This is a genomic window from Clostridium sp. AT4 (assembly GCF_001517625.2).
Lineage (GTDB): Bacteria > Bacillota > Clostridia > Lachnospirales > Lachnospiraceae > Enterocloster.
The window spans coordinates 135,816-161,785 of the sequence record NZ_LN999828.1; the positions used below are offsets into that span (position 1 = coordinate 135,816).

Consider the following 25,970-nt stretch of genomic DNA (forward strand, 5'->3'; position numbering starts at 1 on the left):
CGGGGAATGTCGGTTCATTACAAAATCTGAAAAAGGAGTTAGGAATGTCACATATTTTGGAAGTCCGCGGCCTGCAGGTTGCATTTGCAGGGGAACGCGGAAATACCATTGGCACAGACCGGATTGATTTTTTTGTGGATCAGGGAGAGACAGTCTGTCTGGTAGGGGAGTCCGGCTGCGGAAAAAGTATTACATCTCTGGCTGTTATGGGGCTTTTGGGCCGGGGCGGCCGTGTGTCACAGGGAGAAATCCTTTTTAATGGAAGAAATCTTTTGAAAATGGATCGGAAGGAGCTGGATCAGGTCAGGGGAAAAGAGCTGTCCATGATCTTTCAGGATCCATTAAGCTCCTTAAACCCGGTTCTGACCATTGGAAAACAGCTGGAAGAGGGCTTAAAGGCCCACACAGAGCTGGGAAAAGAGGAGCGCAGGAAACGGGCCCTTGATCTGTTGGGCAGAGCAGGAATCCGGGAAGCAGAGGCTGTGATGAAGAAATATCCCCACCAGCTTTCCGGAGGAATGCGTCAGCGTGTGATGATCGCTATGGCTTTATCCTGCCAGCCTTCTCTGCTTATTGCAGACGAACCCACAACGGCTCTGGACGTGACCATCCAGGCCCAGATCATGAATCTGCTGCGTTCCCTGAAAAAGGAGCTTCGTATGTCGTTGCTTTTGATTACCCACGATATGGGACTGGTGGCTCAGATGGCAGACCGGGTTATGGTGATGTATGCGGGGCAGATCATAGAAGAAGGGACGGTATTTGAGATTTTTGACCATCCGTCCCATCCCTATACAAAGGCGCTGCTGGCTGCAGTTCCGTCCATGGAGCAGAATCCGGAGGAAATGCTTCAGGCCATAGAGGGGACGGTTCCTGAAAATTACGGGCAGATGACCGGCTGCCGTTTCAGAGACCGGTGCCCTTACCGGAAGCAGGGCTGCGAAGCGCCCCAGGAGCTGGAAGAAATAAAGGCAGAGGAAACACAGAAGGCACAGGAGCTTCACCGGGTGCGGTGCTGGCGGGCAAAGGAGGCAGAGCAAAGTGGCAGAACCTTATAAGAATACAGAGCCCCTGCTTAAGGTGGAGCATCTGAAAAAATATTATCCCCAGAACCGGCCCATTTTCGGCCGTCCCACCTCATGGATCCGGGCGGCAGATGATGTTTCTCTGGAGCTTTATCCGGGGGAAACACTGGGGCTGGTGGGAGAATCCGGCTGCGGAAAATCTACTCTGGGCCGTATGATCGCCGGGCTGGAAGCACCGGACTCCGGGCGCATCTGGTATAAAGGACAGGAACTGACTGCAAAGGGAGGCAGAGGCTATAGCGCAGTGCGCACAGAGATCCAGATGGTATTTCAGGATTCCTATTCCTCTTTAAATCCCAGAAAACAGATCTTTCAGATCCTTTCAGAACCCATGCTTTACCACAGCCTGGCGGATAAGCATACAGTTCATAAGAAGGCGGAGCATCTGATGGAGCTGGTTGGGCTTCCTCTCAGCGCTCTGGACCGTTACCCTTATGAGTTTTCAGGCGGGCAGCGGCAGAGAATCGGCATTGCAAAGGCGCTGTCACTGGAGCCGAAGCTTTTGATCTGCGATGAGCCGGTAAGCGCTCTGGACGTATCCATTCAGGCCCAGATCCTGAATCTGCTTAAAAGCCTTCAAAAGGAGTTAGACCTGACCTGTATTTTTATCGGACATGGATTAGGGGCTGTAAATTATGTAAGCCGGCGTATTGCGGTGATGTATCTGGGGAAACTGGTAGAGACGGGGGAGAGCAGTGAGCTGTTTGAGCATCCGGTCCATCCCTATACCAGAACCCTTCTTGGGGCAGTGCCCATCCCGGATCCCAGAAAAAGGGAGGAAAACTGGGGCGAGACCAGTGAAGGAACAGCGTATGAGCCGTCCAGCACAGGGGCAGAGGATAAGGGCTGTCCCTTTAAAGACCGCTGCTTCAGGAAAAGGCCGGAATGCAGCAGCGCAGAGGTACCGCTTCGTCCCGTCCGTCCGGGCAGCACCCATCTGGCGGCTTGTAGTCCTGCTGTTTTGGAGGTAAAAAGAAACGAATGAAAAAATATATTATAAAACGGCTTCTCATTGCTATTCCTACCCTCATCGGGATCACGCTGATTGATTATGCGATCATGTGCTTTGCAGGAAGTCCTCTGGAAATGCTTCAGGGCGCCCGTATTTCTCAGGAGGCAGTAGCTGCAAAGGAAGCGGCTCTGGGGCTTGATAAGCCCTTCTATGTTCAGTATTTTATATGGCTGGGACAGGTTCTTAAGGGAAATCTGGGTGTTTCCATCAAGACCTACCAGCCCGTAAGCCAGATGATCATGGAACGTCTGGGGCCCACCCTGTTACTGATGGGAGTTTCCCTGGCAGTGAGCCTTCTTATCAGTATCCCTGCGGGAATATACAGCGCAGTGCGCCAGTATTCCAAAGGAGATTATGCGGTGGTAACAGCGTCCTTTTTAAGCAGCAGCATCCCGGGATTTTTTCTCTCCCTTCTTCTGGTTTATATTTTTAATATTAAGCTTAAGCTCCTTCCGTCCAGCGGGATGATTACCCTGGGAGGCTCCGGGGGAATTGGCGACTTGGCAGCCCACATGGTGATGCCTGTGACCGTTTTAGCCCTTTCCATGGCGGGAACAAATATCCGCTATATCCGCAGCTCCATGCTGGAGATCCTTCAAAAGGATTATCTGAGGACAGCCAGGGCAAAGGGCATAGGGGAACGGCTGGTAATAGGCCGCCACGCCCTGCGGAACGGCCTTGTGCCGGTGGTGACAGTGATCGGGATGCAGATTCCCCTTCTGTTTGGAGGCGCTGTGATCGTGGAGCAGCTGTTTTCCTGGCCCGGACTTGGACTTATGACCATGAGCGCTATTTTATCCAGAGATTATCCTGTGATTATGGGCGTCTGCCTCTTAGCCGCTGTGGTGGTTTTGGCAGCGAATCTGGTTACAGATATCCTCTATGCTGTGGTTGACCCTTCCATTCAGTACGATTAGCAAAGGAAAATGAAATGAAAAAGCAAATGAAAAATCATGAGACCTATGCGGGGGCGGTATGGCGCAGATTCTGCCGCCACCGTCTGGCTTTGGCAAGTCTGGCTGTGCTGGTTCTGATCTGCGGCAGCGCCGTCCTTGCGCCTGTGATCGCTCCCTATGATCCGGAGGCAATCGTGGGACCCTTCGGAGCACCTCCCGGAGATGAATTTCTGCTGGGGACGGATCAGATTGGCCGCGATATGCTGAGCCGCCTTCTATATGCAGCCCGAACCTCTCTTTTTGCAGGCGTACTGGCTACGCTGATCGCTACTGCTCTGGGCGTGTTTCTGGGCCTTCTGGCTGGATATTTCGGGGGCTTGGCGGATATCCTGATTATGCGTTTTACGGATATGGTTATGTCATTTCCCTATATTCTTCTGGTTTTAGTGGCAGCCGCTATTTTCAAGCCCGGTTTGTGGAGCATTATCCTGATACTGGGGTTTGTAGACTGGCCGGGAATTGCCAGACTGGTGCGGGGAAACGTGCTCAGCTTAAGAGAGACGAATTTTGTAAAGAGCAGTGAGGCGGCAGGCATGCCTGCTTTCCACATCCTGTTTTCAGAAATCCTTCCCAATACCATGGCTCCTGTGCTGGTTTATGCCACCTCTGTTATGGCCCTTACCATGCTGGATGAGGCTGCTTTAAGCTTTCTTGGCATGGGGGTGCAGCCTCCGGCCGCCAGTCTGGGAAATATGTTAAACAGCGCGCAGTCGGTTACCGTTCTTACAAAACAGCCCTGGCTCTGGATTCCTCCGGGACTTGTGATAATTATCGTGGTTACAGCGGTAAATTTTGTGGGAGACGCCCTTAGAGATGCCTTTGATCCCCTGTCCATAATAAAAATGTAACAGAAGATACGCGGGAAGAGCAAAAAATCTAAAAAAAATTGTATAAAAATTGAGACAGAATGTGTTAAAAAAATGTCAAGTTAAAAAGACGTAAAGGCAAAACAAACAAAAAATTGCATGATAATATTATAAAAAATTTAGAAACTCCCTAAATACCATTGATAAATCCATGGGTATGGAGTATAATTCACTCATATTGTACAAAGAAAGTAAGGACATGACCCAAAAGACTGTGTCTGATATGGAAAAATATGCCAAAGGAATTTGTGCAATATGACAGGGAGTGCACAAAAATAATCCTATAGGCAACCAAAAAAATTTAGGTACGCAGGATATGACAGGAGGATCACACATATGAAGGGATGGGCCCATACCATGAGTTCTCTTTCTATGTTTTCCCAGCTGGGATTGTCCCTGGCAGCCCCTCTTCTTCTCTGTGTTCTTATATGCAGCTGGCTGACCGGACGTTTTGGTATCGGGACGTGGATCTATATTCCCGGTTTTTTCTTTGGGCTGGGAGGCTCTGGAGCTACGGCCTGGAAGGTCTACCAGAACATTATGAAGCATCAGAAAAAGAAAAAAAGAACCAATGAGAGGGCATTTAACGAACATTTTTAAGGAGGAATGAGGATGGCACAGATTCAGCCGGCTGTCAAAAAGGAGACAGCCCGTGTGACGGGGATTACTTTGACAGGGTGCGTCATTATGTTTGCAGCTTTTTTTGTTCTTCATAAGATTTCACCTGCATCAGTTCCCTTTGATATGAAGGTCATTATAAGCGGCCTTTTAGGCAGCGGAGTGGCTGTGGCCAACTTTTTCTTTATGGGACTTACGATTCAGAAGATCGTTTCCGGCGAGGATGAGGAACAGGCTAGAAAAGATATGAAGGCCAGCTACCGGTTCCGCACCGTTACCCAGCTTCTGTGGGTGGTGCTTGCAGTAGCCCTTCCGTTTCTGAATGGTGCAGCAGGGCTTATCCCCCTGTTTTTTCCAAGCGCAGGCATCAAGGTGCTGAGTATGTTTGGAATGATAAATGCAAAACCAAATCCATAGAAAGGAGATGAAACTGCAAGTATGAACTTTGATATTTCAGGTGCGGCCATATACTTAAGGATTCCCACAGGAATTCCCGTTCTGGGTGATTTTGTGATCACTGAGACCATGGTTGTCAGCTGGCTTGTCATGATCCTGATCACAGGCTTTTGTATCTGGCTTACCAGGGATCTGAGGGTGGAAAATATTTCCAAACGTCAGGCGGTAGCAGAGATGCTGGTAGAGCAGGCCACCAATCTGGTCCGCAACAATACCGGCGGTACAAAGTTCGACTATCTGATCCCCTTTGTGGCAGCCCTCTTTACCACAAGTGCGGTGTCAAACCTGATCAGCCTGACGGGTCTTAGAAGCCCGACAGCCGATCTTTCCGTCGAAGCAGCCTGGGCGGTAGTGGTCTTTGTTATGATCACAGCCAACAAGATTAAGGCAAGCGGTCTTCTGGGATACATGAAGGGCTTTACCACACCGATTCCGGTGATGACGCCGTTCAATATCCTTTCTGAGATCGCAACGCCCATCAGTATGGCCTGCCGTCACTTTGGAAACATTCTTTCCGGCGTTGTTATCAACGGCCTTCTTTATGCGGCTCTGGCCGTGGCAAGCTCTGCACTGCTTGGCTGGCTTCCGGGCGCGCTGGGAGAAATCCTGGGAAGCATTCCCATCCTGGATGTGGGTATTCCCGCCATTCTGTCTGTATACTTTGACTGGTTCTCCGGTCTCATGCAGGCGTTTATTTTCAGTATGCTGACCATCATGTACATTGCCAATGCGGCAGAAGGTTAAGCAGACTTATTTTACTCAGAACATTTATTTTCGAGGAGGAAAATTATCATGACAGATTTTCAGGTATTAGCAAAAGGTATCGCTTTAGCAGGATGTGCCATCGGCGCCGGCTGCGCTCTGATCGCAGGTATCGGTCCTGGTATCGGTGAAGGTAATGCGGTTGCAAAGGCGCTGGAGGCGATCGGCCGTCAGCCGGAGTGCAAGTCTGACGTAACCAGCACAATGCTTCTTGGATGTGCGATTGCAGAGACTACTGGTATTTACGGTTTCGTTACAGGTCTGCTTTTGATCTTCGTTGCTCCTGGCACATTCATGAATTTCCTGTCTTAATGGAAAAGGGAACACCGTATTCCGCAGACAGGAGGTAGGAAGATGAGAGAGACACAGGAACTTGTAACCATCGTACCCTGGACCTTCATTGCTACGATCTGCAACCTGTTCATTCAGTGCTGGCTGATTAAAAAGTTTCTGTTCAAGCCTATCCGCGAAGTGATTGAAAAGCGCAGGGCTCTGGCAGATTCCCAGATTCAGGACGCAAAGAAGGCAAAAGAAGAGGCAGAGACCATGAAGGCCGGATACGAGGCAGAGATGGCAAAGGCAAAAGAAACTGCCAGCGTAATCCTTCAGGATGCCCAGAAGGATGCAGCTGCCCGCAGTGAGGCTATGCTGCAGGAGGCAAAGGCTCAGGCAGCCGGTATTAAGGCAAAAGCAGAAGCCGATATCCTTCAGGAGAAGAAGAAAGCCGTTAATGAGATCAAAAATGAGATCGGCGGCATTGCCATGGATATCGCAGGAAAGGTGATCGAGCGCGAGATCAGCGAGGACGATCACAGGAAGCTGATAGACGAGTTTATTGAGAATGTAGGTGAGGCGTCATGACAAAAACTGCCAGACTCTACGGAGGCAGCCTCTATGACCTTGCTTCAGAAGAAAAGCTGACAGAGGAAATGTTAGAGCAGCTTGACATGGTTCGGGCGCTTTTTAAGGAAGAACCCTCTTATCTGCGGCTCCTTGCAGAACCTTCTATTCCAAAGACAGAGCGTGTGGGTCTGATCCATACGGCCTTTGAAGGTAAGATTCATGTATATCTGCTGAATTTCCTGAAGCTTTTATGTGAAAACGGCATGCTCCGGGAGTTTTCAGACTGCTGCCGGGAATTTAGAACCCGGTACAATGAAGACCAGGGAATTGCTGAGGCAGTGGTCACCAGTGCGGTGCCTCTGACAGAGGAACAGAAAGAGGCACTCAAAGCCAGACTGGAAAAGATTAGCAATAAAACCATTCAGCTTACCCTTAAGGTTGACCCGCAGGTAGTGGGCGGCATCAGGGCAGAGCTGGAGGGAAGGCAGCTTGACGGCACACTGCAGGAACGTCTGTCAGGACTGCGAAAGAAAGTTACGGAAATCATCGTATAAAGGATGTGAATGGAATGCAATTAAAACCTGAAGAGATATCCAAGGTCATCCGCAGCCAGATCAAATATTACCAGAATGCCATTGAGCAGAGCGAGACGGGAACCGTCCTTATGGTCGGCGATGGTATTGCCAGAGTCAGCGGGCTTACAAACTGTATGTCCGGCGAGCTTCTGGAATTTGAAGACGGCACCTTCGGAATGGCCCAGAACCTGGAAGAAACAAATGTTTCTGTTGTATTATTCGGATCTGACCAGGGGATCAGCGAGGGACAGACAGTAAAGCGCACCGGAAAGGTCGTATCTGTTCCTGTAGGCGAGGCTATGATCGGCCGCGTTGTAAATGCCATCGGCCAGCCCATTGACGGAGCAGGCCCTATTGAAACAAGTGAATACAGACCCGTAGAGTCTCCGGCTCCCGGTATCTGCGACAGACAGCCCGTAAAGGAGCCTCTCCAGACAGGAATCAAGGCAATTGACTCCATGATCCCAATTGGAAGAGGACAGCGTGAGCTGATCATCGGAGACCGTCAGACCGGTAAGACAACCATTGCTACGGATACGATTTTAAATCAGAAGGGCAAGGACGTTATCTGTATCTATGTAGCCATTGGACAGAAGCGTTCTACCGTTGCGAACCTGGTATCTGAGCTCCAGGCAGGCGGCGCGATGGATTACACCATCGTAGTTACGGCTACTGCTTCTGAAACAAGCCCCTTACAGTACATTGCGCCTTATTCCGGCTGTGCGATGGGCGAATATTTTATGAACAAGGGAAAACATGTTCTGATCATCTATGATGATTTGAGTAAGCATGCAGTTGCATACAGAGCACTTTCCCTTCTGATCCGCCGTCCGCCGGGGCGTGAAGCTTATCCGGGCGACGTATTCTACCTGCACTCCAGACTGCTTGAGCGCGCAGCAAAGCTTTCTGATGAAAAGGGAGGCGGTTCTCTGACAGCCCTTCCTATTATCGAGACCCAGGCAGGTGACGTATCAGCCTATATTCCTACCAATGTTATTTCCATTACAGACGGACAGATCTTCCTTGAGACAGAGCTGTTCCATTCCGGCATTATGCCTGCTGTAAACCCGGGTATTTCTGTTTCCCGAGTAGGAGGAAATGCACAGATCAAGGCGATGAAGAAGGTAGCCGGTACCTTAAAGCTGGTTTACTCTCAGTACAGAGAGCTTCAGAGCTTTGCTCAGTTCGGTTCTGACCTGGATGCGGATACCAAAGCCCGTCTGGCTCAGGGCGCCCGTATCGTAGAGGTATTAAAGCAGGGCAGAAGTACGCCGGTTCCGGTTGAGAAGCAGGTAGCAATCCTGTATGCCGTTGTAAACGGTATCTTAACTCAGGTTGAGGTAGAGGATATCCAGTCCTATGAAGAGGGACTTTACACCTTCTTAGACAGTGATGCTGCAGGTGTGTCCGCTATGGAAGGAATCCGCTCAACAGGTAAGCTGGAGGGCGAGACAGAAGAGAAGTTAAAGACGGCTCTTAAGGATTACACAGACCGTTTTTTAAAGGCCAGATAATCAGATAAAAGGAGGAAGACCATGGCTGCAAATATGAAAGCCGTAAAGCTCCGTATGAAGAGCATACAGAGCACCATGCAGATCACCAAAGCAATGGAACTGGTGGCATCCTCCAAGCTTCGCAGGGCCAAGGAACGGGCAGATGCCAGCCGTCCCTATTTTCATACTTTAAGGGATACGCTGGCTGACATTGCGGCAGGCAATACGGACTTTTCATCGGTTTATACCAGGTCCGGAAAAAGCGGTCGCTGGTGTTATGTAGTAGTTGCCGGAGACAGAGGTCTGGCAGGCGGCTACAATGCCAACCTGTTTAAAGAGATGGAAGCGCAGATGGCAGGAAAGGACTGTATTGTGCTTCCCATCGGAAAAAAGGCGGTAGAGTATTATAAGCGCCGTAAGGTAGAGATTCTCACAGAAGAGTTTGCTGAGGTGGGAGATTTGTCTGTTTCCGACTGCTTTACTATTGCAAAGCTTCTTTGCAAAGGCTTTAAATCAGGCGACTTTGGCCATGCGGCACTGGGCTATACCAATTTTATTTCCATGCTCTCACAGCGTCCCGGCGTATCCGGCATGCTGCCTCTGGAGGATTTCTCCGGGGAAGAGAAGGATGTAAAAAAGATCCGTTCTCTGATCCTGTACGAGCCGGATGCGGAAACTGTATTTGACTCCATTGTACCGGAGTATCTGGCAGGACTTCTTTACGGAGCTATGTGCGAATCTGTAGCCAGTGAGCTGGCTGCCAGAAGAACCGCCATGGACGCCGCTACCAAGAATGCCGGCGAGATGATCGAACAGCTGAGTCTCTACTATAACCGCGCCCGTCAGGCAAGCATCACTCAGGAGATCACAGAGATTGTGGCAGGAGCGGAGGAACCCTGATCTGCGGGATAGACGGCCCCGCGAGTATCTGTGCGGGGATGATATGCATCATTTTTTGGCAGAACATGCCAAAGGGTGGATAACAAGGAGATTTGTATATGACTGAGAAACATATAGGCAAGGTAGTGCAGGTAACGGGTCCTGTTCTGGATATCCGTTTCAGGGAAGGAGAGCTGCCTGCGCTGCTGAATGCGATTGAGATTGATGTAAATGGTCATCGCCTGGTGGCAGAGGTTGCCCAGCAGGTTGGTGACGATGTAGTGCGCTGTATTGCCATGAGTTCTACGGACGGACTGGTGCGCGGTGCAGATGCAGTAGATACGGGAAGTGCGATTACCGTTCCCGTAGGCGATGAGTGTTTGGGACGTGTATTCAATCTGTTAGGTGATCCGGTAGATGAGAAGCCTGCTCCTGAGGATGTGGAGCGCTGGGCTATCCATCGTCCGGCTCCTTCCTATGAAGAGCAGATGCCGGCTACAGAAATCCTGGAGACAGGTATCAAGGTAGTAGACCTGATCTGTCCGTACGCAAAGGGCGGTAAGATCGGTCTGTTCGGCGGTGCCGGCGTAGGAAAGACGGTTCTTATTATGGAGCTGATCCACAATGTTGCTACGGCTCACGGCGGCCTGTCTGTATTTACAGGCGTTGGCGAGCGTACCCGTGAGGGAAATGATCTTTACGGCGAGATGAAGGAGAGCGGCGTTATCGACAAGACCGCTTTGGTATATGGTCAGATGAACGAGCCGCCGGGGGCCCGTATGAGAGTTGCCCTTTCCGGCCTGACCATGGCAGAATATTTCCGTGATGTGAAGAATCAGGATGTGCTTCTGTTTATTGATAATATTTTCCGTTTTACCCAGGCAGGCTCCGAGGTATCCGCTCTGCTGGGACGTATGCCTTCCGCGGTAGGTTATCAGCCTACTCTGGCTACGGAGATGGGCGCCCTGCAGGAGCGTATCACCTCTACAAAGAAGGGGTCTATTACCTCTGTTCAGGCTGTATATGTGCCTGCGGATGACCTGACTGACCCGGCTCCGGCTACCACATTTACCCATCTGGATGCAACTACGGTTCTTTCCAGAGATATTGCCAGCCAGGGTATTTATCCTGCTGTGGACCCCCTTGAGTCTACCAGCCGTATCCTTTCACCGGAGGTAGTAGGAGAGGAGCACTATCAGGTGGCAAGATCTGTGCAGAGAGTGCTTCAGAGATATAAAGAACTGCAGGACATTATCGCAATTATGGGTATGGATGAGCTGTCAGAGGATGATAAGCTGACTGTATCCAGAGCAAGAAAGGTACAGCGCTTCCTGTCTCAGAGCTTCTCCGTTGCAGAGCAGTTTACAGGTATGGCAGGACAGTATGTGCCGTTAAAGGAAACCATTCGTGGCTTTAAGAAGATTCTGGACGGCGAGTGCGATGAGATTCCCGAGAGCTGCTTCCTGTTTGCGGGAACTATTGACGATGTCTTTGAGAAAGCGAAAAAGGCACAGTAGAAGGGAGGGTGAGGCTTTATGGCAGCCTTCCATTTGCAGATCGTAACCATGGACGGAAATGTCTTTGACGGACAGGTTCAGAGCGTTTCCTGCCGTACGATCCACGGAGATCTGGCGATCATGGCCCGTCATATGAACTACTGTACGGCAGTAGGCATGGGAACCGCTCATGTGATAATGGAGGATGGTACAGAGCGCACAGCCGCCTGTATCGGCGGTATGCTGACCGTGATGAACGGAGAGTGCCGTCTGATCCCTACTACCTGGGAATGGAGCGATGAGATCGATCTGGAGCGTGCAAAGCGTGCAAAGGCACGGGCGGAGGAAAAGATGAACAAGTCCGGCCTGTCTGAGGTGGAGCGTCAGATGATCGAGGCAAAGCTTCACAGGGCTCTGGTCCGTATCGGAACCGTGGAAAAGTAAAATAGATTATAGTTTGATTAAAAATGGCCGCCGTAAGGCGGCTGTTTTTTGTTATGGCGGCGATTGATACTTTAAACTAATTGTTTTTCCATTTGCTGCGTGGTAGAATGAGGGAAATACAGGAAAGAAAACAGAGGTACAGATGTGATGGAGACAAAGAGAATTTATATAAAGGATACAGAACATGTAAGGGATGAGGAGCTTTTGGAGGCGGCAGAAATCATCCGCCGGGGCGGTCTTGTGGCCTTTCCTACGGAAACTGTATACGGATTGGGAGGAAATGCTCTGGATGAGGATGCTGCAAAAAAGATTTATGCAGCCAAGGGCCGGCCTTCTGACAATCCTCTGATTGCCCATGTTTCCTGTCCGGAAGAAGTAGAACCTCTTGTAGAATATATGCCTGAGGCTGGTAAGAAGCTGATGGAAGCCTTCTGGCCGGGGCCGCTTACCATGATTTTCCCCAAAAGCAGCCGGGTTCCCTATGGAACCACAGGAGGTTTGGAGACAGTTGCGGTGCGGATGCCTTCCGATCCGGTGGCGAACCGATTGATTGCTCTGGCAGGAGTTCCCATTGCCGCTCCCAGCGCCAATACCTCCGGTCGTCCCAGTCCCACTACAGCAGATCATGTATGGCAGGATATGAACGGAAGAATTGATATGATCATTGACGGAGGCCCTGTGGGGATCGGCGTGGAGTCTACCATTGTGGATGTATCGGGACAGGTGCCTGTGGTGCTTCGGCCGGGAGCCATTACGATGGAAATGTTAAGAGAGACTCTGGGAGAGGTGACGATTGATCCGGCTATTTTAGGCCCTATGGCAGAAGGCGTGCGTCCCAAGGCGCCTGGAATGAAGTATAAACACTATGCTCCCAAGGCAGAGCTTACTTTAGTGGAGCCTGCGATGGAGGACAAAAAGGCTTCCATGACTCAGGAACAGGTAGAACGCATGGTTTCCATGGTATGGAAACTGGCAAAGGAGCAGATTGACGCCGGAGTGAGGGTGGGAATTATCTGTACGGATGAGTCCAGAGCTGCCTACCCGGAGGGCATTGTCCGCAGCATTGGAGCAAGAAAAAGCCAGGAATCGGTCGCTCATAACCTGTACGGAGTACTGCGGGAATTTGATGATCTGAAGGCAGAAGTTATTTTTTCGGAAAGCTTTGGGGAAGACCATCTGGGGCAGGCGATTATGAATCGTTTGTCCAAGGCGGCAGGATATAAGATTGTGCGTGTATAAGAGGGGGAAAATACATGGAAAAACAGACCCTGGGTGAAAAGACAGCCCAGATGCTTTTGGAAATGATACAAAAGGAGGGCTTTGGCCCGGGGGATAAGCTTCCGACGGAAGCAGAGCTGGTGGAATCTCTGGGAGTGGGACGCAATACTGTCCGGGAGGCGCTGCGCATACTGATGTCCAGAAATATTGTCACCATCCGTCAGGGATCCGGAACTTTTATTTCTGAAAAAAAAGGCGTTGTGGATGATCCGCTGGGTTTTTCCATGATGGAGGACCGGCGCAGGCTGACCGAGGATCTGATCCAGGTACGTCTGATGCTGGAACCTCAGCTGGCAGCACTGGCAGCCCAGAATGCTGCCGAAGAGGATTTACAGAAACTGGAACAGATCAAAGAGGAGCTGGAAGATCTGATCCGTCAGAGAAAGGATTATTCCTTAAAGGATTCACAGTTTCATGAGCAGATCGCTAACTGCAGCCACAACCAGATCATGACCAATCTGGTGCCTGTGATCACAGAAGGCGTGCGGATGTTTGCCGTCTCGGTTCAGGAAACGGAATATGAGCAGACACTTTCTTCCCACAGGAGAATCTTCGAGGCCATCCGGGAGCGGAGGGGAGAGGATGCAAAGATGGAGATGTATTTCCATTTGATGTATAACAGTAATCGGTATCGGGCGGAGTGGGGAGAATAATCGATAAAAGAGGAAATGAAATGGAAGCTAAGAACGGTTCAATATTTGCTGGCATCTCACCATATGATGAGGCGTTTCCTATGAAGCTTTTGGAAGAGGCATTTACTTTGCAGATGGAGAAGGCGGAAAAAACAGCATCTAAGATTTATGATGATGTACTGAGACAGATACCGGAATACTGGAGTACAGATCTATCAGGAAACGGAAAAATACGGATTGTAGTTGATGCTTTGTGGATTGTAGATGAAGAAAAATCTTATTTCTCAATCAAGGCCTTAACAGATTCAATTTTTCAGATGACCTTAATGATACAGTCGGAGATTATCTATCTTAGGAATAAAGCTTATGAGTATGGAAAGAAGAGAAGGACGGAACTGATTAAGGAATAAATGCGAAACATCAATCAATGTTTTTCTGCTATTCATCAAAATTCGATTCTAAAAGCAGGTATTTATTGTAAAGCAGGGGAATTATTGGCTTCAAACCGGAATGACAAAAACGGTGAACGGAAGAAAAAGACGAAAGGGGCAGTGAAAAAGGCGGAAGGAGCAGCGATAGCTGCACGCCCTGCTATGGCAACGGTTGCTAAAAATTTAAAACAAATAGAACAGTCAGGCAGGGGAATAAAAGATGTAGGTGGAAAAGTGATTCAATACTTTTCACACCCACGCCAGATAAGCCATTCGAATCAGTTATAGGTCACAACGCTGAAAATAAAAAATTTTTTATCAACTATAAATGAGCAAATTTGAAATTTCACCCAAATTGCTTTAAATGCCTTAAAACTAAAGACACCATGCCTTTTGGAGCGTATACTGTTTTTGACGAAAAAATAAATAACTTCTAAAGAATGATGTCCTATAAAAAACAGTATATACCATTTAACGCTGCTTTAAAAACTTAAATTTATGTCGTGTTTTTCCTCAGATCACCATGAAATATATCATGGCAGTACTGATATTCGTCTTTTCTCTCGGATATCATGGAAAGTGGATTTTGAAAAATACAGCTCCTGCCACCGTACTATGACCGCGCATTTCCTGAATAAAGGGAAATGAGATGACAGCAGACTGGAAGATATACTAAAAAGCACCATTATCCAGATTATTTATGAGGAAGCCCTGCGTTCTGTATTGTGGATGATACCATCTCCTTCAAGCAAAGCCTTCGTCATGGGCTCTGTATCCGATTGAAGATGCGTATTTCCACCAGTCCCACCTCAAGGGAAACAGGATTACGGGCATCAGGCTGTAGCCGCTATGTTTTCCTGCAATAGGATTGTCCTGAATTATGTCATTGTCATGTACGATAAATCCAGATCCAAGGTAAAAATCGTACAGGACATTGCAGAGGAACTGCCTGTGCCTCCGGTTGTTTCTTACTTTTTCTGCGACAGCTGGTATACCTGCAGCGGTATCATGGACGCTTTTATCAAAAAGAGATTCTATACCATTGGCGTACTGAAAACGAACTGGGTACTGTACCTCTGTGGCATCAGGCAGAAGGCCTGTGAGTTCGCCCTTCATCTGCGGAAGACAGATGCGGCTGTCAGCCTCGTGACCTCTGGTAGCTGAGTTATTATGTCTGCCGTTATGAAGGGAGTCTCAATAGCATTGAAAATGCCGTAGTTCTGCTCAGCCATTCGAAGGATGTGTTCCTGAATCCCAGAACCCTGTGTGTTTTCATCAGCACGGATGTTGCCTTGAGCACCCAGAAAATTCTGGACATTTATGTGGAACGCTGGCCAGTAGAGGTGTTCTGCCGTCAGATAAAGGACAAACTGGCCTTTGACCGGTATCAGATCTGTTCATTGGAAGGAATCCGCAGGTACTGGCTGCTGATGTCATCGGCATATCTGCTTGCATGTACCTGATGTGGTGAAGCCATGTCTTTTGAAGACGGCTATGCTTACATTTACAGGCATATCCAGAAAGAATGGCTCTGGTTCATCTATCAGTGCGAAGCAAAGCATATCCGTTTTGAGGAGGTTCTGGTTTTTGCGGCATAAACTTATTGTGCAGTTTTTTAAATTTGCTCATTTATAGTGACACTATTTTACCATGCATTATCTCAAAAATATATATCATAAACCTGAATTATTCACGGAAAAGTATCTGAATTGATAACAGTACCATGAATCTGAAAATTGATCCATGCAGCCATAACATCACTCAATTAACCCGTCAAAAGGGTATAAAATCCCTGTAGCAGAGTTCAGAGCAGTTGTTAAGCTGTCAATGTTCGTTAATAGTTGCTATTCCAGCTGTACATTCAGCTTGCCGATATTTGAAAGTGTCTCATAGAATTCATTCTTATAGGGGCAACTGCTGCACAGTTTGAATGTGATATATCCTGCTGAATGAACTACTTTTGCAGCAATCTTCTAAACCAATTAAATATGTTATACGCAAGAGCATGTACCTGCAGTCTATTGGCATTTACCATTCTGGTATGACTGCTTACGGACGCAAAATCAAAACCGGATTTGCTTTCTTTAATGAAGTTTTCCATCAGCCCTCGCTTGCAGTAAAATTTGATGAGATACTCTGGTGAGGAATCCATGTTTGCGACAACAAATGTGTACATGTAAACCATTTGGTTTTCCGGCTTTTCAACCTTGCATACCACACGCCTTTCATAAGTCCATGAACTCGCTCTATACATGAATTCGCCATAGGCTACTGCATAATCGACTTTATTATTTTTGGTGATCTCATCAAGCCCATCCACAAGATAGGATGCTTTTTTGCGGAGAATGCCATTCTCCTTCAGCCGGATCACATAGCTTGTGCCGTTTTCCTCACACTGCTTATAAAGATCAGGTGTAGCGAAACCGCTGTCACCACGAAGCAGAATACGGATCACCGGATAATCATTCAGGTATTCATCAAGTATCGGCTACAGGAAGTCAACCACTCCGGTACAGGAATACTCGGTTCCATCACGAAGCTGGATTTTTACCAGATCTCCGGTCATTCCATCATAACAGACAAGTGGATGGTATCCATTGCTTTGATAATGAAAGTTAAAGGCTCTGCCTTCCTGTTTGCCGTATGCATCAAGAAGAGTGGAATCCAGATCCAGAATAACAGCCTGTGGCATCTGAATACGATAAACTCTCTTTCGGAGTATTCTGCCAATCATAAGTAACTGGTTTAAGGTATCTTCATCCATACGGTTAAAGAATCTTGATACCGTAGGCTGTGATGCAAGGGTGTCTTTTTCAAGTACAGACTTGAATACAGGATCATTTGTAAGTTCATCGGAGGATAAATCTCCTCCATCAAAATTTATTTTAATTTGTCTATTGCTTTCTAGTGATAAGGTGTTTACAATACTCATAAAGGGCTCCTTTGTTGGTATTTATTTTGATTAGACACCTTAATTTTACTACAAATGGATGCTCTTTTTTCATTCACTTGATAGGTGAAAAGCAATATTCAGTTAAAATACAGTAACTATGTGGCTTTCAGCCACATTCGTGGCAAAGTCGTGAATAATTCAGGTTTATTTATAATTATCAATAGTATTTTTATGTTCTGGGCTGTTTCGGCTCGTTCGGGTGTGAATGGGTTTATATTTGGGCGTATTGATTTCCTGTTGATTTTCACATCACATCAACACCAGTCAGGAACAGGTCCCTTCCCTCGGAGGAGGATATATACCCCGCTCATAGTGCCGAGGGAGTAGTCTGAATAACCTCAAGCAATAAAAGTTTTTTAGAGAGAGGGTATGGTTTAATTTACAGTACCATTAGTACCAAAAACAAATAATATGGTATACTTCTATCTATTATCTAACAACGCCGCAGAGATAAGATATTATCTTTTGAATGGTACACAGTAATAGTACCAGTATTAGCTGTCTATCCAAATTAGATTGATTTGTGCCTTTGGATAATTTCTTGTCCGTATTGGATAGTTGTAATTTATGCCCCATCTGCTATAATGATGGTCACAACAAAATAACCATAGTGATTCGATCACACTTTCCTCATTGATTGAGGAAAGAAGAAATGGAAACGATAGGTGCATTATCGCACAGAGATTAAATTCTCTGAACGATAGCGCACCTTTTTTTGTCGTCGGAAAGGAGGTTCAAGAATGACGGAACAGGAAGCATTAGAAGTAGCTCGCAAACAGATTAGAGCAGAAAACGCCGCTTATATGCGGGAATGGAGAAAGCGAAATCCCGAAAAAGACCGGGCTATTCGCAATAGATACCGTGAAAAGTTGAAAGCCAAGAGGAAGGAGGGCAGGTTCAATGTGAAAATGCTCAGAATACAACAATTTACCAGCATACCGAGTATGCAATGATTGACGGTCAGCGAGTATTTCTCAACAGAAATAGCAGTGTAATCGTCGAGGATCTTACCGATAAGTACAGTGTTTAGATAGAGGGCAAGTTAGACCATTTCCGTAAGTTCCTTGTAATACTTAATACATGATTCAGGAAGGAGAAGCGTATGAGAGAAAAACAGAAGAGAAAATTTTAAAACCAGGAGATGTAATCCATGGTCAGGCACGTGTTTTCACTATTAAGACAATTGCGTATCAGTAACGGTATGAGGATACCGATTTTTAACAGAGTTTACCGATACAAATGGGAACTACCAGTGTCGGAAACAGTACTTGGATGGCGGATATGTTGAAGAAAAACAAGCAGATTTAAGAGGGCATTGTAAAATCATCAAATTAGATGATTGAGCGATGCCTTCTTAACTTCGGGACTAATATAGCGAGATAGTGGGGAGATTATGGGAGCAAATATTAAGTACTTAACCGTAGGATTCATCATGTGTTTTGTAATGATTTGCTATACGAAAGAGCAAAAACATATTATTTTTTATCAAATATATAAAAGAAATTGGGGCACTTATCCTGTATGATTAGAGTATGATTTAAAGAGCAGGGTAATAAAAAGAAAGCTCAAAAAGGAGGATTTACAATGAAAACAATGGAACGTAAGCTGTTTCCGTACCTCATGCTTCTCCCTATGGTAATAATATTCGGAGTATTTTTATTTGTACCGGCTATTAATGGATTTCTGATTTCTTTTACTAAGTGGGACGGTGTAAACCCACAGGAATTTGTTGGTCTGCATAATTACGTAAAATTAATGGGAGATAAAACGTTCTGGAAAGCATTTTCAAAGACCATGCTGTTTACTACACTTTCTGTGCCGGGAGTTTATGTGTCTGCATTAGGTCTTGCATTACTTTTAACCAGAAAAGTAAAAGGAAGCGGTTTCTTTCGTGCTGTGTTCTACTGGCCAACTATGATTTCCAGTATTATTATAGGTTTATCCTGGAGGTTTTTGTTAGGGGAGGATTTTGGCGTAATTAATTATTTAATTACTGTGGCAGGAGGAACATCTGTGAAATGGCTGACGAATCCGACAGTAGCTATGGCAGTTATAGTATTTGTTACTGTTTGGAGCATGGCTGGTTATTATATGGTTATGTTTGTAGCAGGCATCGAATCAATTTCTTCAGATTACTATGAAGCCGCAGCAATTGATGGCGCACGCTTTTGGCAGCAGTTTCGCTATATTACCCTTCCGTTGCTGAGATCTACTAGCCTTTTAGTGTTAGTATTGTCTACAGTGACGATAATTAAGACATATCCGTTAGTATTTGCTTTGACAAAGGGTGGTCCGGCAGGTGCAACAAGGTTTATGGTCCAGATTATTCAGGAAACCGGTTTTGAAAAGGGAAAGATGGGTTATGCCTGTGCGATGACGATGATTCTGTTTTTAGTTCTGGCAGTACTGACTGTGATACAGTTTAAATTAAATAAAGGAGGAAAGCAGGATGCAGAGTAGAAGTTCCATATTGAAGTTTTTAATCTATACACTACTGGTATTTCTGAGCGCAGTATTTCTGATGCCTATTGTATGGGTGATTTTCTCCTCTTTTAAACCGGCAGGAGAATTATTTACCTGGCCACCGACGTTATTGGGAAGGAATCCATCGTTGGATAATTACACTCAGGCATTTGCCGCAGGTGACTTTGGTCGTTGGTTTTTAAATACAGTTGTAGTAAGTGTGCTAGCTACTGTTTTGACGGTAATTGTGAATATAATGGCCGGATATGTATTTGCCAAATATGAGTTCAAAGGAAAGAAACTTCTGTTTGGAATGGTTATGGTTACTTTAATGATTCCACTGGAAGTTATTATGATTCCGATTTTTAAGGTAATTGTTTCAACTCATATGTATAATAATCTGTGGGGACTGATTATTCCGGCGGTTGCATCCCCAACTGCGGTATTTCTGGTAAAGCAGTATTATGAACCGATACCGGATGCTTTGATGGAGGCAGCGAGAATTGACGGTGCATCTGAAATGCAGATTTTGATGAGAATTATGCTTCCGCTAGCAAAGCCCATTATTTCCGTTCTCTGTATTTTTTCATTCATGTGGAGATGGAATGACTATCTGTGGCCGAAGTTGGTTATCAACAGCAAGACGAAATATACATTACAATTGGCTCTTGCCAATTTTTCAGGAGAATATTCTGTAGATTGGAGTAGTCTTCTGGCAATGTCTGTTATTTCCATGATTCCAGTTTTGGTTGTGTTTCTGACGCTTCAGAAGTATATTATTGGCGGCATGACAGCCGGCGGAGTAAAAGGCTGAGAAAGATGAGGACAATGTTATGAAATACCTGAAATATGAATTAAAAGGCGAAAAATATATAAACCGTTTTATTACTACAGGTGCTTTTACGGAACCGAGGAGATTTCAGAAAGCAATTTTAAATGGACGGGTTAATGAATGGCTGAAAAAAGGATTTTCAATTCATGAAAATCCATGCAGAAAAGAAATGATTGCTGTCCGTAAGGATGAACTTCCTCCCTATTATGATATCAGTATGAGCGAGATTGGTCAGGAAGCAGAAAGCTTTGAACAGAGACGGGCATTGAGCGTCTACTTTCCCTTTGGAAATATTGGTTATGAGGAATCCTGTTTCTGTTACTGCCCAACTTACTTAAGAACATATTGTTATGTGGATTTGGAGGCAGAGCAGGATGAAGAGGCGGTATTCAGTCTGGAAACCTGCGGAGGTGTGACAGTTTGGAATAATGATGAACTGGTGACAGATTATATTCCTTTTACCAGAAATATGGTAAAAAATACAAATATTATCCTTCCACTTCGAAAGGGAACAAACAAGTTGATTCTCTGTTTGGATGATCTGGCAGAGCGGGATACAGATTATTATTTTCATCTGCGTTATTGCGGAGAACAAAATTTGATGATGGTTCTTCCTGTGCCGGACGAGGTTGATATTGAGAATGTACAGCGTTATGAAGATATTTTAGATCTGATATATTTTGATAAGGAATCTTACATCAGTGAAGAAGTTAGTATGACACTGCCGGGAGGCCTAATCAGGGATGACTTTCTGAAACTTATTATTTCACATGGTGAATTTGTGGAGAAAATGAATCACCAGGTGGGTGAAGACTATATTTGCAGGTATCAGCTGGATGCGGGGCAGAAGCATTTGAAGCTGATGGATGCAGAAGATATTCTTCCTGGATATTACAACTTTATGTTTGAGATGGAAGAAGGGCCGATTAAGATAAGGCGTAAAGTCGGCAATCAGATTGTATGGAAAAAATTCCTTGGGAGAGGCTCAGATGACAGTAAAGTCAGAAAAACAGAGTTTTTAGATATTTTGATTCACCATGGATCTGATAATGCCTATAAAGCAGCCGCTTATTTTGAAAAAGGATATGGATATGAAGAAGCTGAGAGAATTATATTTGAGGAAATCGGGGGTGTAAAGGACAGGCAGGATTGTTCAGATTTTCATTTTACAATTATTCTGTATATTTATTACCGTTTTTATGACAGGCTTTCCCAACAGCTTCGTCAGGTTATTGAAGAGACAGCTCTGGGATATCGTTATTGGATTGATGAGCCGGGTGATGATGTTATGTGGTTTTTTAGTGAGAATCATGCACTGCTGTTCCATACATGTCAGTACCTGGCAGGAAAGCTATTCCCGGACAGATTGTTTATCAACAGCGGTAAGTACGGTGAAGAAGTTTGCAGACATGGAAGGGCGCTGTTAGATAAATGGTTTGAAGAATTTTTCCGTGAGTTTATTACCGAATGGAATTCCAGTGCATATATTCCGGTCGACGTACACGGTCTGGCGACAATTTATAATATCACGGAAGAAGGAGATCTGTTGCATGAAAAGGCAAAACGCGCACTGGATATGGTATGCTACAGCATTGCAATAAATGAGCATAAAGGTGCGGTTATGGCCAGTTTTGGCAGAACATATGAGAAGGAAATGAAGGGTAATTACAATGCCGGAACAACATCTCTGCTTTATTTACTTTATAATACCGGACATCTGACGCGTGCTGGAATCGGAAGCATATCTCTTGCTTTAAGCGATTATGAGGCTCCGGATGAATACCGAAAATATATGGGGTTGAAAGATGGTGAAGTACTGATTCATCAGAATACCCAGGGCTTTGAACAACATGTAAACCTGTATTTATATAAAAACAGCCGGGTGATGCTGTCCACAGCTGTTGCCTTTAAGCCTTTTCAAAAAGGATACCAAGAGCATATTCTGCAGGCAACACTAGATAAGACAGCCCAGATTTTTATTAACCATCCGGGCGAATCACATCCATACGGAAGCGGAAGACCTAACTACTGGGCCGGTAATGGGATTTTACCACTGGGAGTACAATATCGAAATACAGGAATCCTAGTTTATAATATTCCGGAGGAGAATCGTATTGATTTTACACATGCATATATACCACTTTGTGAATTTCAGCAGTATATGGGAAGCGAGGATTCGCTTGTAGCAGCAAAAAATGGCGGATATATTGGAATTCGTACATTGAATGGTATTACGCTTCAGAGAAAAGGAGTTACTGCTTATCGAGAGTTTATCAGTCCTGGTAGAAAGAATATTTGGATTGTAAAGGTTGCTGTGGCAGACGATTATGAAAGTCTGGAAGAGTTCTTGGAGGAGATGAATAATATTTTCATTCAAAAAGATGAAAATGGTGAAATTTTGATAAAGAATGGCAATATGCGTTATAAAATCGGAGTAGACAAAAGCTTCTTGGTAAATGAAGAAAGGGTATATCACTATCCGATGGATGTAAAAGGAAAAATAGTAATAGAAAGGAAAAATAATGATGTGTGACAATGTCAATATTGCTTATGAAGAACTGTTGAACCGGGTTTCTTCATGTATGCTGACCATGAAAAATAACGGGATTGAGGAACGTTTTCCTATTAGCCTGATTGACATTAATTGCTGGGAGTGGCCTCAGGGAGTTGGTATTTATGGATTATACAAATACTATGAAACAAGTGGCAGGCAGGATATACTTGATTTTCTGATACATTGGTACGATGAGCGAATGGAAGAAGGAATTCTGGAAAAGAATGTAAATACTACAGCACCGATGCTGACCCTGACTTATATTTATGAGATTACGCGGAAAGAAGAATATCTGGATTTGATTCGTGAATGGACTGCGTGGATTATGGACGGGAGCCTGATCCGTACAGGAGACGGCTGCTTCCAGCATATGATTACGGGAGATCCTAATCAGAGTGAAATTTTGATTGATACGCTGTTTATGACGGTTCTCTTCCTGGCGAGGGCAGGTGTTATTTTAGGAAGAAAGGATTGTGTAGATGAAGCGAACTATCAATTCCTTCAGCACATTAAATATCTGCTGAATAAAAAGGAAGGTCTCTTTTACCATGGCTTTAATTTCGACCGGAATAACAACTATGGTGAAATAATGTGGGGCAGAGGCAACAGTTGGTATACGGTTGCTATTATGGATTATTTGGAAATGGTAGAGATAGATGAGGGACTGAAACGTCATTTCCTGACGGTATATTATGATCAGGTAAACGCATTGAAAAAATATGCAGATAGGGATTGTGGGTTATGGCATACGATTATTAATGACAACAGCTCCTATATTGAGATTTCTGCAAGTGCCGGTTTCCTGTGCGGAATTCTTCATGGTATTCGTACAGGTCATCTGGATATCAACGAGTATGGTGATATGGTTGATAAAGCACTGGCACATCTGCCGGAATATATCAAAGAGGACGGAACTGTGATGAATGTATCTTATGGAACTCCCATTGGTGAGAATGCGGATTTTTATAAAGAAATTATATGTTGTCCAATGACCTACGGTCAGGCAATGACGATCATGGCGTTGCAGGAAGCTATGGTATATACAGGGAAAGGTAAGGCTGTTTAATGAAAAAAAAGGTTTTCTTTGAAGAATTTGATTCGATTTACTATTTTGATGGTATAAGCCGTAATTGGAAGATGGAAGGGCTGCATGTTCATAATCAGTATGAAATCATCCTTTTTATGAGTGATGATGTGGGACTGGAAATAGGAAACCGGATTTACAAAGTCGGAAAAGGAGATATTTTTTTTATTAATAACAGGGAATACCACGGAACGGTTGGAAAAGAGGGGATTGATTACAGACGGTATGTGTTGATGTTTGAGCCGGAAATGATTGTGCAGATGTCAAATGCGTTTGGATACAATTTTTCATCCTTGTTTGAAGATGTTCAGGATGATGTGGTCAACTGGATGCATTTATCTGGCGAGAAGCTGAAGAAAGTGGAAAAAATGATGAAAAACTTTGAGTCCAGCATTTCAAAGAATATGGATAATATCTATAATTTGATCCATGTAAAGTTATGTTTTCTGGATCTTTTGAATACGTTGTCAGAGTGGTATCATTTCTTCACTGAGGAAAAAAAATCCGAATCTGAGGATTTTGTTCAAACAGAAAGTACATATGAGGAAGTGACTCTTTATCGTGAAAGGGTAAAGCAAATTAAGAAATACATTAGCATTCATGTAGAAGAAAAAATGGAGCTGGATGATATCGCAGACCATTTTTATATGAACAAGTATTATCTAAGTCATTATTTTAAAAAAGAAACAGGATTTACGCTTAGCCAGTACATCACAAATCAAAAGATTATGGCAGCAAAAAAAATGTTGAAAAGCGGAATGACAGTGACAGATGTGGCAATGCGACTGTCCTATAGTGGAGATAGTCATTTCATTTCTGTTTTTAAAAAAATGACTGGTATTACACCAAAAAAATACACACAGGAAAAATACCAGAAATAACGAAACGAAAGGAGAACAGTTATTATGAGAAAGGTATTAGTAGGAGTAATGGCAGCAATAATGGCAGCCAGTATGCTGGCAGCATGCGGAGGATCAGAATCTTCAGATTCTGAAACAGTGAAAAAAAATGAGACAGTCGAAGGTAAAGTATCCGATACGAATGAAAAAAAGGTTTTGGATGTAGTCTGGTTCAGCGATGGAAAAGAAGGAGAAAGCTTTAAACGCCTGACTGAAAAATATACAGAAACTCATCCGGATATCCAGTTTGAAATGATTGAAGTTCCATATTCTGAATTGGAAAATAAGCTGAAAAACATGGTAAACGCAGATGAACAGCCGGCATTAACCAGACTTTCCAATATTGGTACATTTCAGAATCAGTTACTGGATTTAAGTGAATATATTGATGCAGATGCATTCCGCAATAATTTTGGTTCGGGTCTTCAGTATGAGTTTGATGGAAAAATTCTGGGTGCCCCTATGGATATAACCGCCAATGGTTTGGTTTATAATAAGACTGCTTTTGAACAGGCGGGTGTTTCCGTACCGAAGTCTGAGGATGAAGTCTGGACCTGGGATGAGTTTGAAGATGCATTGAAGACAGTGATGGCAAACAGTGACTGCAAATATGGAATGGTTGTAGACTTATCTCCGCAGAGATTTACCACCCTAATGTATGAGGCAGGTGGCAGTATGCTGACAGAAGACCTGAGCGCATCTAATTTTAAATCAGAGGGTGTTAAGAGAAGCGTAGAGTGGTTTAAACATCTCCATGACGAAGGGATTATTCCGACATCTGTATGGTTAGGTTCTGAAAATCCAAATGAAATGTTTCGAACCGGTCAGGTTGCGACTCATTTGGCAGGAAGTTGGATGGTTTCCAATTACAAAGAAGAAATTTCAGATTTTGAATGGGGAGTTACTTATCTTCCCAAAGATGTTCAGAGAGCAAGTATTCCAGGCGGAAAATATATATCTGCTTTTCAGGGAAGCGGCGTGGAGCAGGAGGCAGCAGAATTTATAGAGTGGCTGTCTCAACCTGAAAATAATGCAGAGTATTGTCTGGAGAATTATTACTTGTCTCAGGTTAAGGGCAACGAAACGCTTGATTACGATTTCGGTTCAGAATATTTTGAACTGTTTTCTAATGAGCTGAAAGCAACTGATTTACAACCTGGTGCAGAGTGGGGATATCAGGAATTTACTACTCTGGTACAGACGGATTTAAAAGCAGGTGTTCAGGATGTTATGGCTGGAAATATCACAGTTGATGAATTTATTGAAAATATGGATGCTTTGATTACAGAATCGCTTGCAGAATTAAATTGACTATAAAAATTATTTAATGATATCGTCAATATTGGTTTACACTTTTTT

Annotated in this window: 28 protein-coding genes and 1 pseudogene; 28 read left to right on the top strand and 1 reads right to left on the bottom strand. The window is 44.9% G+C overall.

The window, feature by feature from the left end:
- Positions 1-44 precede the first annotated feature (44 nt).
- The 21 genes from BN3656_RS06820 (at position 45) to BN3656_RS16980 (ending at position 15,424) form a co-directional block, all read left to right on the top strand.
- Positions 45-1,058, top strand: coding sequence for an ABC transporter ATP-binding protein (locus BN3656_RS06820; RefSeq protein ID WP_066545642.1), 1,014 nt, complete (start codon positions 45-47; stop codon positions 1,056-1,058).
- On the top strand, positions 1,042-2,070 hold the full coding sequence (locus BN3656_RS06825; protein WP_066545643.1) for an oligopeptide/dipeptide ABC transporter ATP-binding protein: 1,029 nt from the start codon (positions 1,042-1,044) through the stop codon (positions 2,068-2,070). The genes BN3656_RS06820 and BN3656_RS06825 overlap by 17 nt, the downstream gene beginning before the upstream one ends.
- Positions 2,067-3,014 carry an ABC transporter permease gene (locus BN3656_RS06830; RefSeq protein WP_066545646.1) on the top strand — a complete coding sequence of 316 codons (948 nt, stop codon included), beginning with the start codon at positions 2,067-2,069 and terminating at the stop codon, positions 3,012-3,014. The genes BN3656_RS06825 and BN3656_RS06830 overlap by 4 nt, the downstream gene beginning before the upstream one ends.
- Before the next feature lie 14 nt (positions 3,015-3,028).
- Positions 3,029-3,901: an ABC transporter permease gene (locus BN3656_RS06835; protein ID WP_066545657.1), complete on the top strand. Its 873-nt coding sequence runs from the start codon at positions 3,029-3,031 to the stop codon at positions 3,899-3,901.
- A gap of 354 nt (positions 3,902-4,255) precedes the next feature.
- On the top strand, positions 4,256-4,519 hold the full coding sequence (locus BN3656_RS06840; RefSeq protein ID WP_066545660.1) for an AtpZ/AtpI family protein: 264 nt from the start codon (positions 4,256-4,258) through the stop codon (positions 4,517-4,519).
- 12 nt (positions 4,520-4,531) lie between these two features.
- Positions 4,532-4,954, top strand: a complete 423-nt coding sequence (locus BN3656_RS06845) for a hypothetical protein (RefSeq protein ID WP_066545663.1) — start codon at positions 4,532-4,534, stop codon at positions 4,952-4,954.
- A 21-nt stretch (positions 4,955-4,975) separates the two neighbouring features.
- Positions 4,976-5,737 carry a F0F1 ATP synthase subunit A gene (locus BN3656_RS06850; RefSeq protein ID WP_066545666.1) on the top strand — a complete coding sequence of 254 codons (762 nt, stop codon included), beginning with the start codon at positions 4,976-4,978 and terminating at the stop codon, positions 5,735-5,737.
- Between the two features lie 48 nt (positions 5,738-5,785).
- On the top strand, positions 5,786-6,067 hold the full coding sequence (gene atpE, locus BN3656_RS06855) for an ATP synthase F0 subunit C (protein WP_066545669.1): 282 nt from the start codon (positions 5,786-5,788) through the stop codon (positions 6,065-6,067).
- Positions 6,068-6,109: 42 nt separating this feature from the next.
- Positions 6,110-6,616 carry a F0F1 ATP synthase subunit B gene (gene atpF / locus BN3656_RS06860; protein ID WP_066545671.1) on the top strand — a complete coding sequence of 169 codons (507 nt, stop codon included), beginning with the start codon at positions 6,110-6,112 and terminating at the stop codon, positions 6,614-6,616.
- Positions 6,613-7,152: an ATP synthase F1 subunit delta gene (gene atpH / locus BN3656_RS06865; protein WP_066545672.1), complete on the top strand. Its 540-nt coding sequence runs from the start codon at positions 6,613-6,615 to the stop codon at positions 7,150-7,152. The genes atpF and atpH overlap by 4 nt, the downstream gene beginning before the upstream one ends.
- A 14-nt stretch (positions 7,153-7,166) precedes the next feature.
- Positions 7,167-8,687, top strand: coding sequence for a F0F1 ATP synthase subunit alpha (gene atpA, locus BN3656_RS06870; protein WP_066545675.1), 1,521 nt, complete (start codon positions 7,167-7,169; stop codon positions 8,685-8,687).
- 21 nt (positions 8,688-8,708) lie between these two features.
- The gene (gene atpG / locus BN3656_RS06875) at positions 8,709-9,566 is read left to right on the top strand and encodes an ATP synthase F1 subunit gamma (RefSeq protein WP_066545680.1); all 858 of its coding nucleotides are present in this window, start codon (positions 8,709-8,711) and stop codon (positions 9,564-9,566) included.
- A gap of 98 nt (positions 9,567-9,664) precedes the next feature.
- Positions 9,665-11,062 carry a F0F1 ATP synthase subunit beta gene (gene atpD / locus BN3656_RS06880; RefSeq protein ID WP_066545682.1) on the top strand — a complete coding sequence of 466 codons (1,398 nt, stop codon included), beginning with the start codon at positions 9,665-9,667 and terminating at the stop codon, positions 11,060-11,062.
- Positions 11,063-11,080: 18 nt separating this feature from the next.
- Positions 11,081-11,485: an ATP synthase F1 subunit epsilon gene (gene atpC / locus BN3656_RS06885; protein ID WP_066545684.1), complete on the top strand. Its 405-nt coding sequence runs from the start codon at positions 11,081-11,083 to the stop codon at positions 11,483-11,485.
- Positions 11,486-11,632: 147 nt separating this feature from the next.
- The gene (locus BN3656_RS06890; protein ID WP_066545686.1) at positions 11,633-12,724 is read left to right on the top strand and encodes an L-threonylcarbamoyladenylate synthase; all 1,092 of its coding nucleotides are present in this window, start codon (positions 11,633-11,635) and stop codon (positions 12,722-12,724) included.
- 14 nt (positions 12,725-12,738) lie between these two features.
- Positions 12,739-13,416 (top strand): FadR/GntR family transcriptional regulator, encoded by a 678-nt coding sequence (locus BN3656_RS06895; RefSeq protein ID WP_066545688.1) that lies wholly within the window; start codon positions 12,739-12,741, stop codon positions 13,414-13,416.
- Positions 13,404-13,805: a hypothetical protein gene (locus BN3656_RS06900; protein ID WP_143331334.1), complete on the top strand. Its 402-nt coding sequence runs from the start codon at positions 13,404-13,406 to the stop codon at positions 13,803-13,805. Before BN3656_RS06895 ends, BN3656_RS06900 begins: the two co-directional genes overlap by 13 nt.
- Positions 13,806-14,114 carry a hypothetical protein gene (locus tag BN3656_RS06905; protein WP_066545691.1) on the top strand — a complete coding sequence of 103 codons (309 nt, stop codon included), beginning with the start codon at positions 13,806-13,808 and terminating at the stop codon, positions 14,112-14,114. It begins immediately after the preceding gene.
- 561 nt (positions 14,115-14,675) lie between these two features.
- Positions 14,676-14,990: a hypothetical protein gene (locus tag BN3656_RS06910; RefSeq protein ID WP_096807406.1), complete on the top strand. Its 315-nt coding sequence runs from the start codon at positions 14,676-14,678 to the stop codon at positions 14,988-14,990.
- Between the two features lie 128 nt (positions 14,991-15,118).
- Positions 15,119-15,289: a transposase gene (locus tag BN3656_RS16630; RefSeq protein ID WP_167544864.1), complete on the top strand. Its 171-nt coding sequence runs from the start codon at positions 15,119-15,121 to the stop codon at positions 15,287-15,289.
- A 12-nt stretch (positions 15,290-15,301) separates the two neighbouring features.
- Positions 15,302-15,424, top strand: a complete 123-nt coding sequence (locus BN3656_RS16980; RefSeq protein ID WP_278283777.1) for a hypothetical protein — start codon at positions 15,302-15,304, stop codon at positions 15,422-15,424.
- 246 nt (positions 15,425-15,670) lie between these two features.
- Here BN3656_RS16980 and BN3656_RS06920 read toward each other — a convergent pair.
- Positions 15,671-16,758 (bottom strand): annotated as a pseudogene (locus BN3656_RS06920) (IS1380 family transposase).
- Positions 16,759-17,519: 761 nt separating this feature from the next.
- Here BN3656_RS06920 and BN3656_RS06925 point away from each other — a divergent pair.
- The 7 genes from BN3656_RS06925 to BN3656_RS06955 all read left to right on the top strand — a co-directional run bounded on the left by BN3656_RS06925 (position 17,520) and on the right by BN3656_RS06955 (position 25,922).
- Entirely contained in the window at positions 17,520-17,732 is a 213-nt protein-coding gene (locus BN3656_RS06925; protein ID WP_066545692.1) for a hypothetical protein, read from the top strand.
- A gap of 631 nt (positions 17,733-18,363) precedes the next feature.
- Positions 18,364-19,239, top strand: a complete 876-nt coding sequence (locus BN3656_RS06930) for a sugar ABC transporter permease (RefSeq protein ID WP_066545693.1) — start codon at positions 18,364-18,366, stop codon at positions 19,237-19,239.
- Positions 19,229-20,056, top strand: coding sequence for a carbohydrate ABC transporter permease (locus BN3656_RS06935; protein WP_066545696.1), 828 nt, complete (start codon positions 19,229-19,231; stop codon positions 20,054-20,056). The genes BN3656_RS06930 and BN3656_RS06935 overlap by 11 nt, the downstream gene beginning before the upstream one ends.
- A 550-nt stretch (positions 20,057-20,606) precedes the next feature.
- Entirely contained in the window at positions 20,607-22,607 is a 2,001-nt protein-coding gene (locus BN3656_RS06940; protein WP_242962960.1) for a hypothetical protein, read from the top strand.
- On the top strand, positions 22,597-23,694 hold the full coding sequence (locus tag BN3656_RS06945; RefSeq protein WP_242962961.1) for a glycoside hydrolase family 88 protein: 1,098 nt from the start codon (positions 22,597-22,599) through the stop codon (positions 23,692-23,694). The genes BN3656_RS06940 and BN3656_RS06945 overlap by 11 nt, the downstream gene beginning before the upstream one ends.
- Positions 23,694-24,593, top strand: coding sequence for an AraC family transcriptional regulator (locus BN3656_RS06950; protein WP_066545702.1), 900 nt, complete (start codon positions 23,694-23,696; stop codon positions 24,591-24,593). Before BN3656_RS06945 ends, BN3656_RS06950 begins: the two co-directional genes overlap by 1 nt.
- Before the next feature lie 24 nt (positions 24,594-24,617).
- Positions 24,618-25,922: a sugar ABC transporter substrate-binding protein gene (locus BN3656_RS06955; RefSeq protein WP_066545704.1), complete on the top strand. Its 1,305-nt coding sequence runs from the start codon at positions 24,618-24,620 to the stop codon at positions 25,920-25,922.
- The last annotated feature ends 48 nt before the right edge of the window (positions 25,923-25,970 follow it).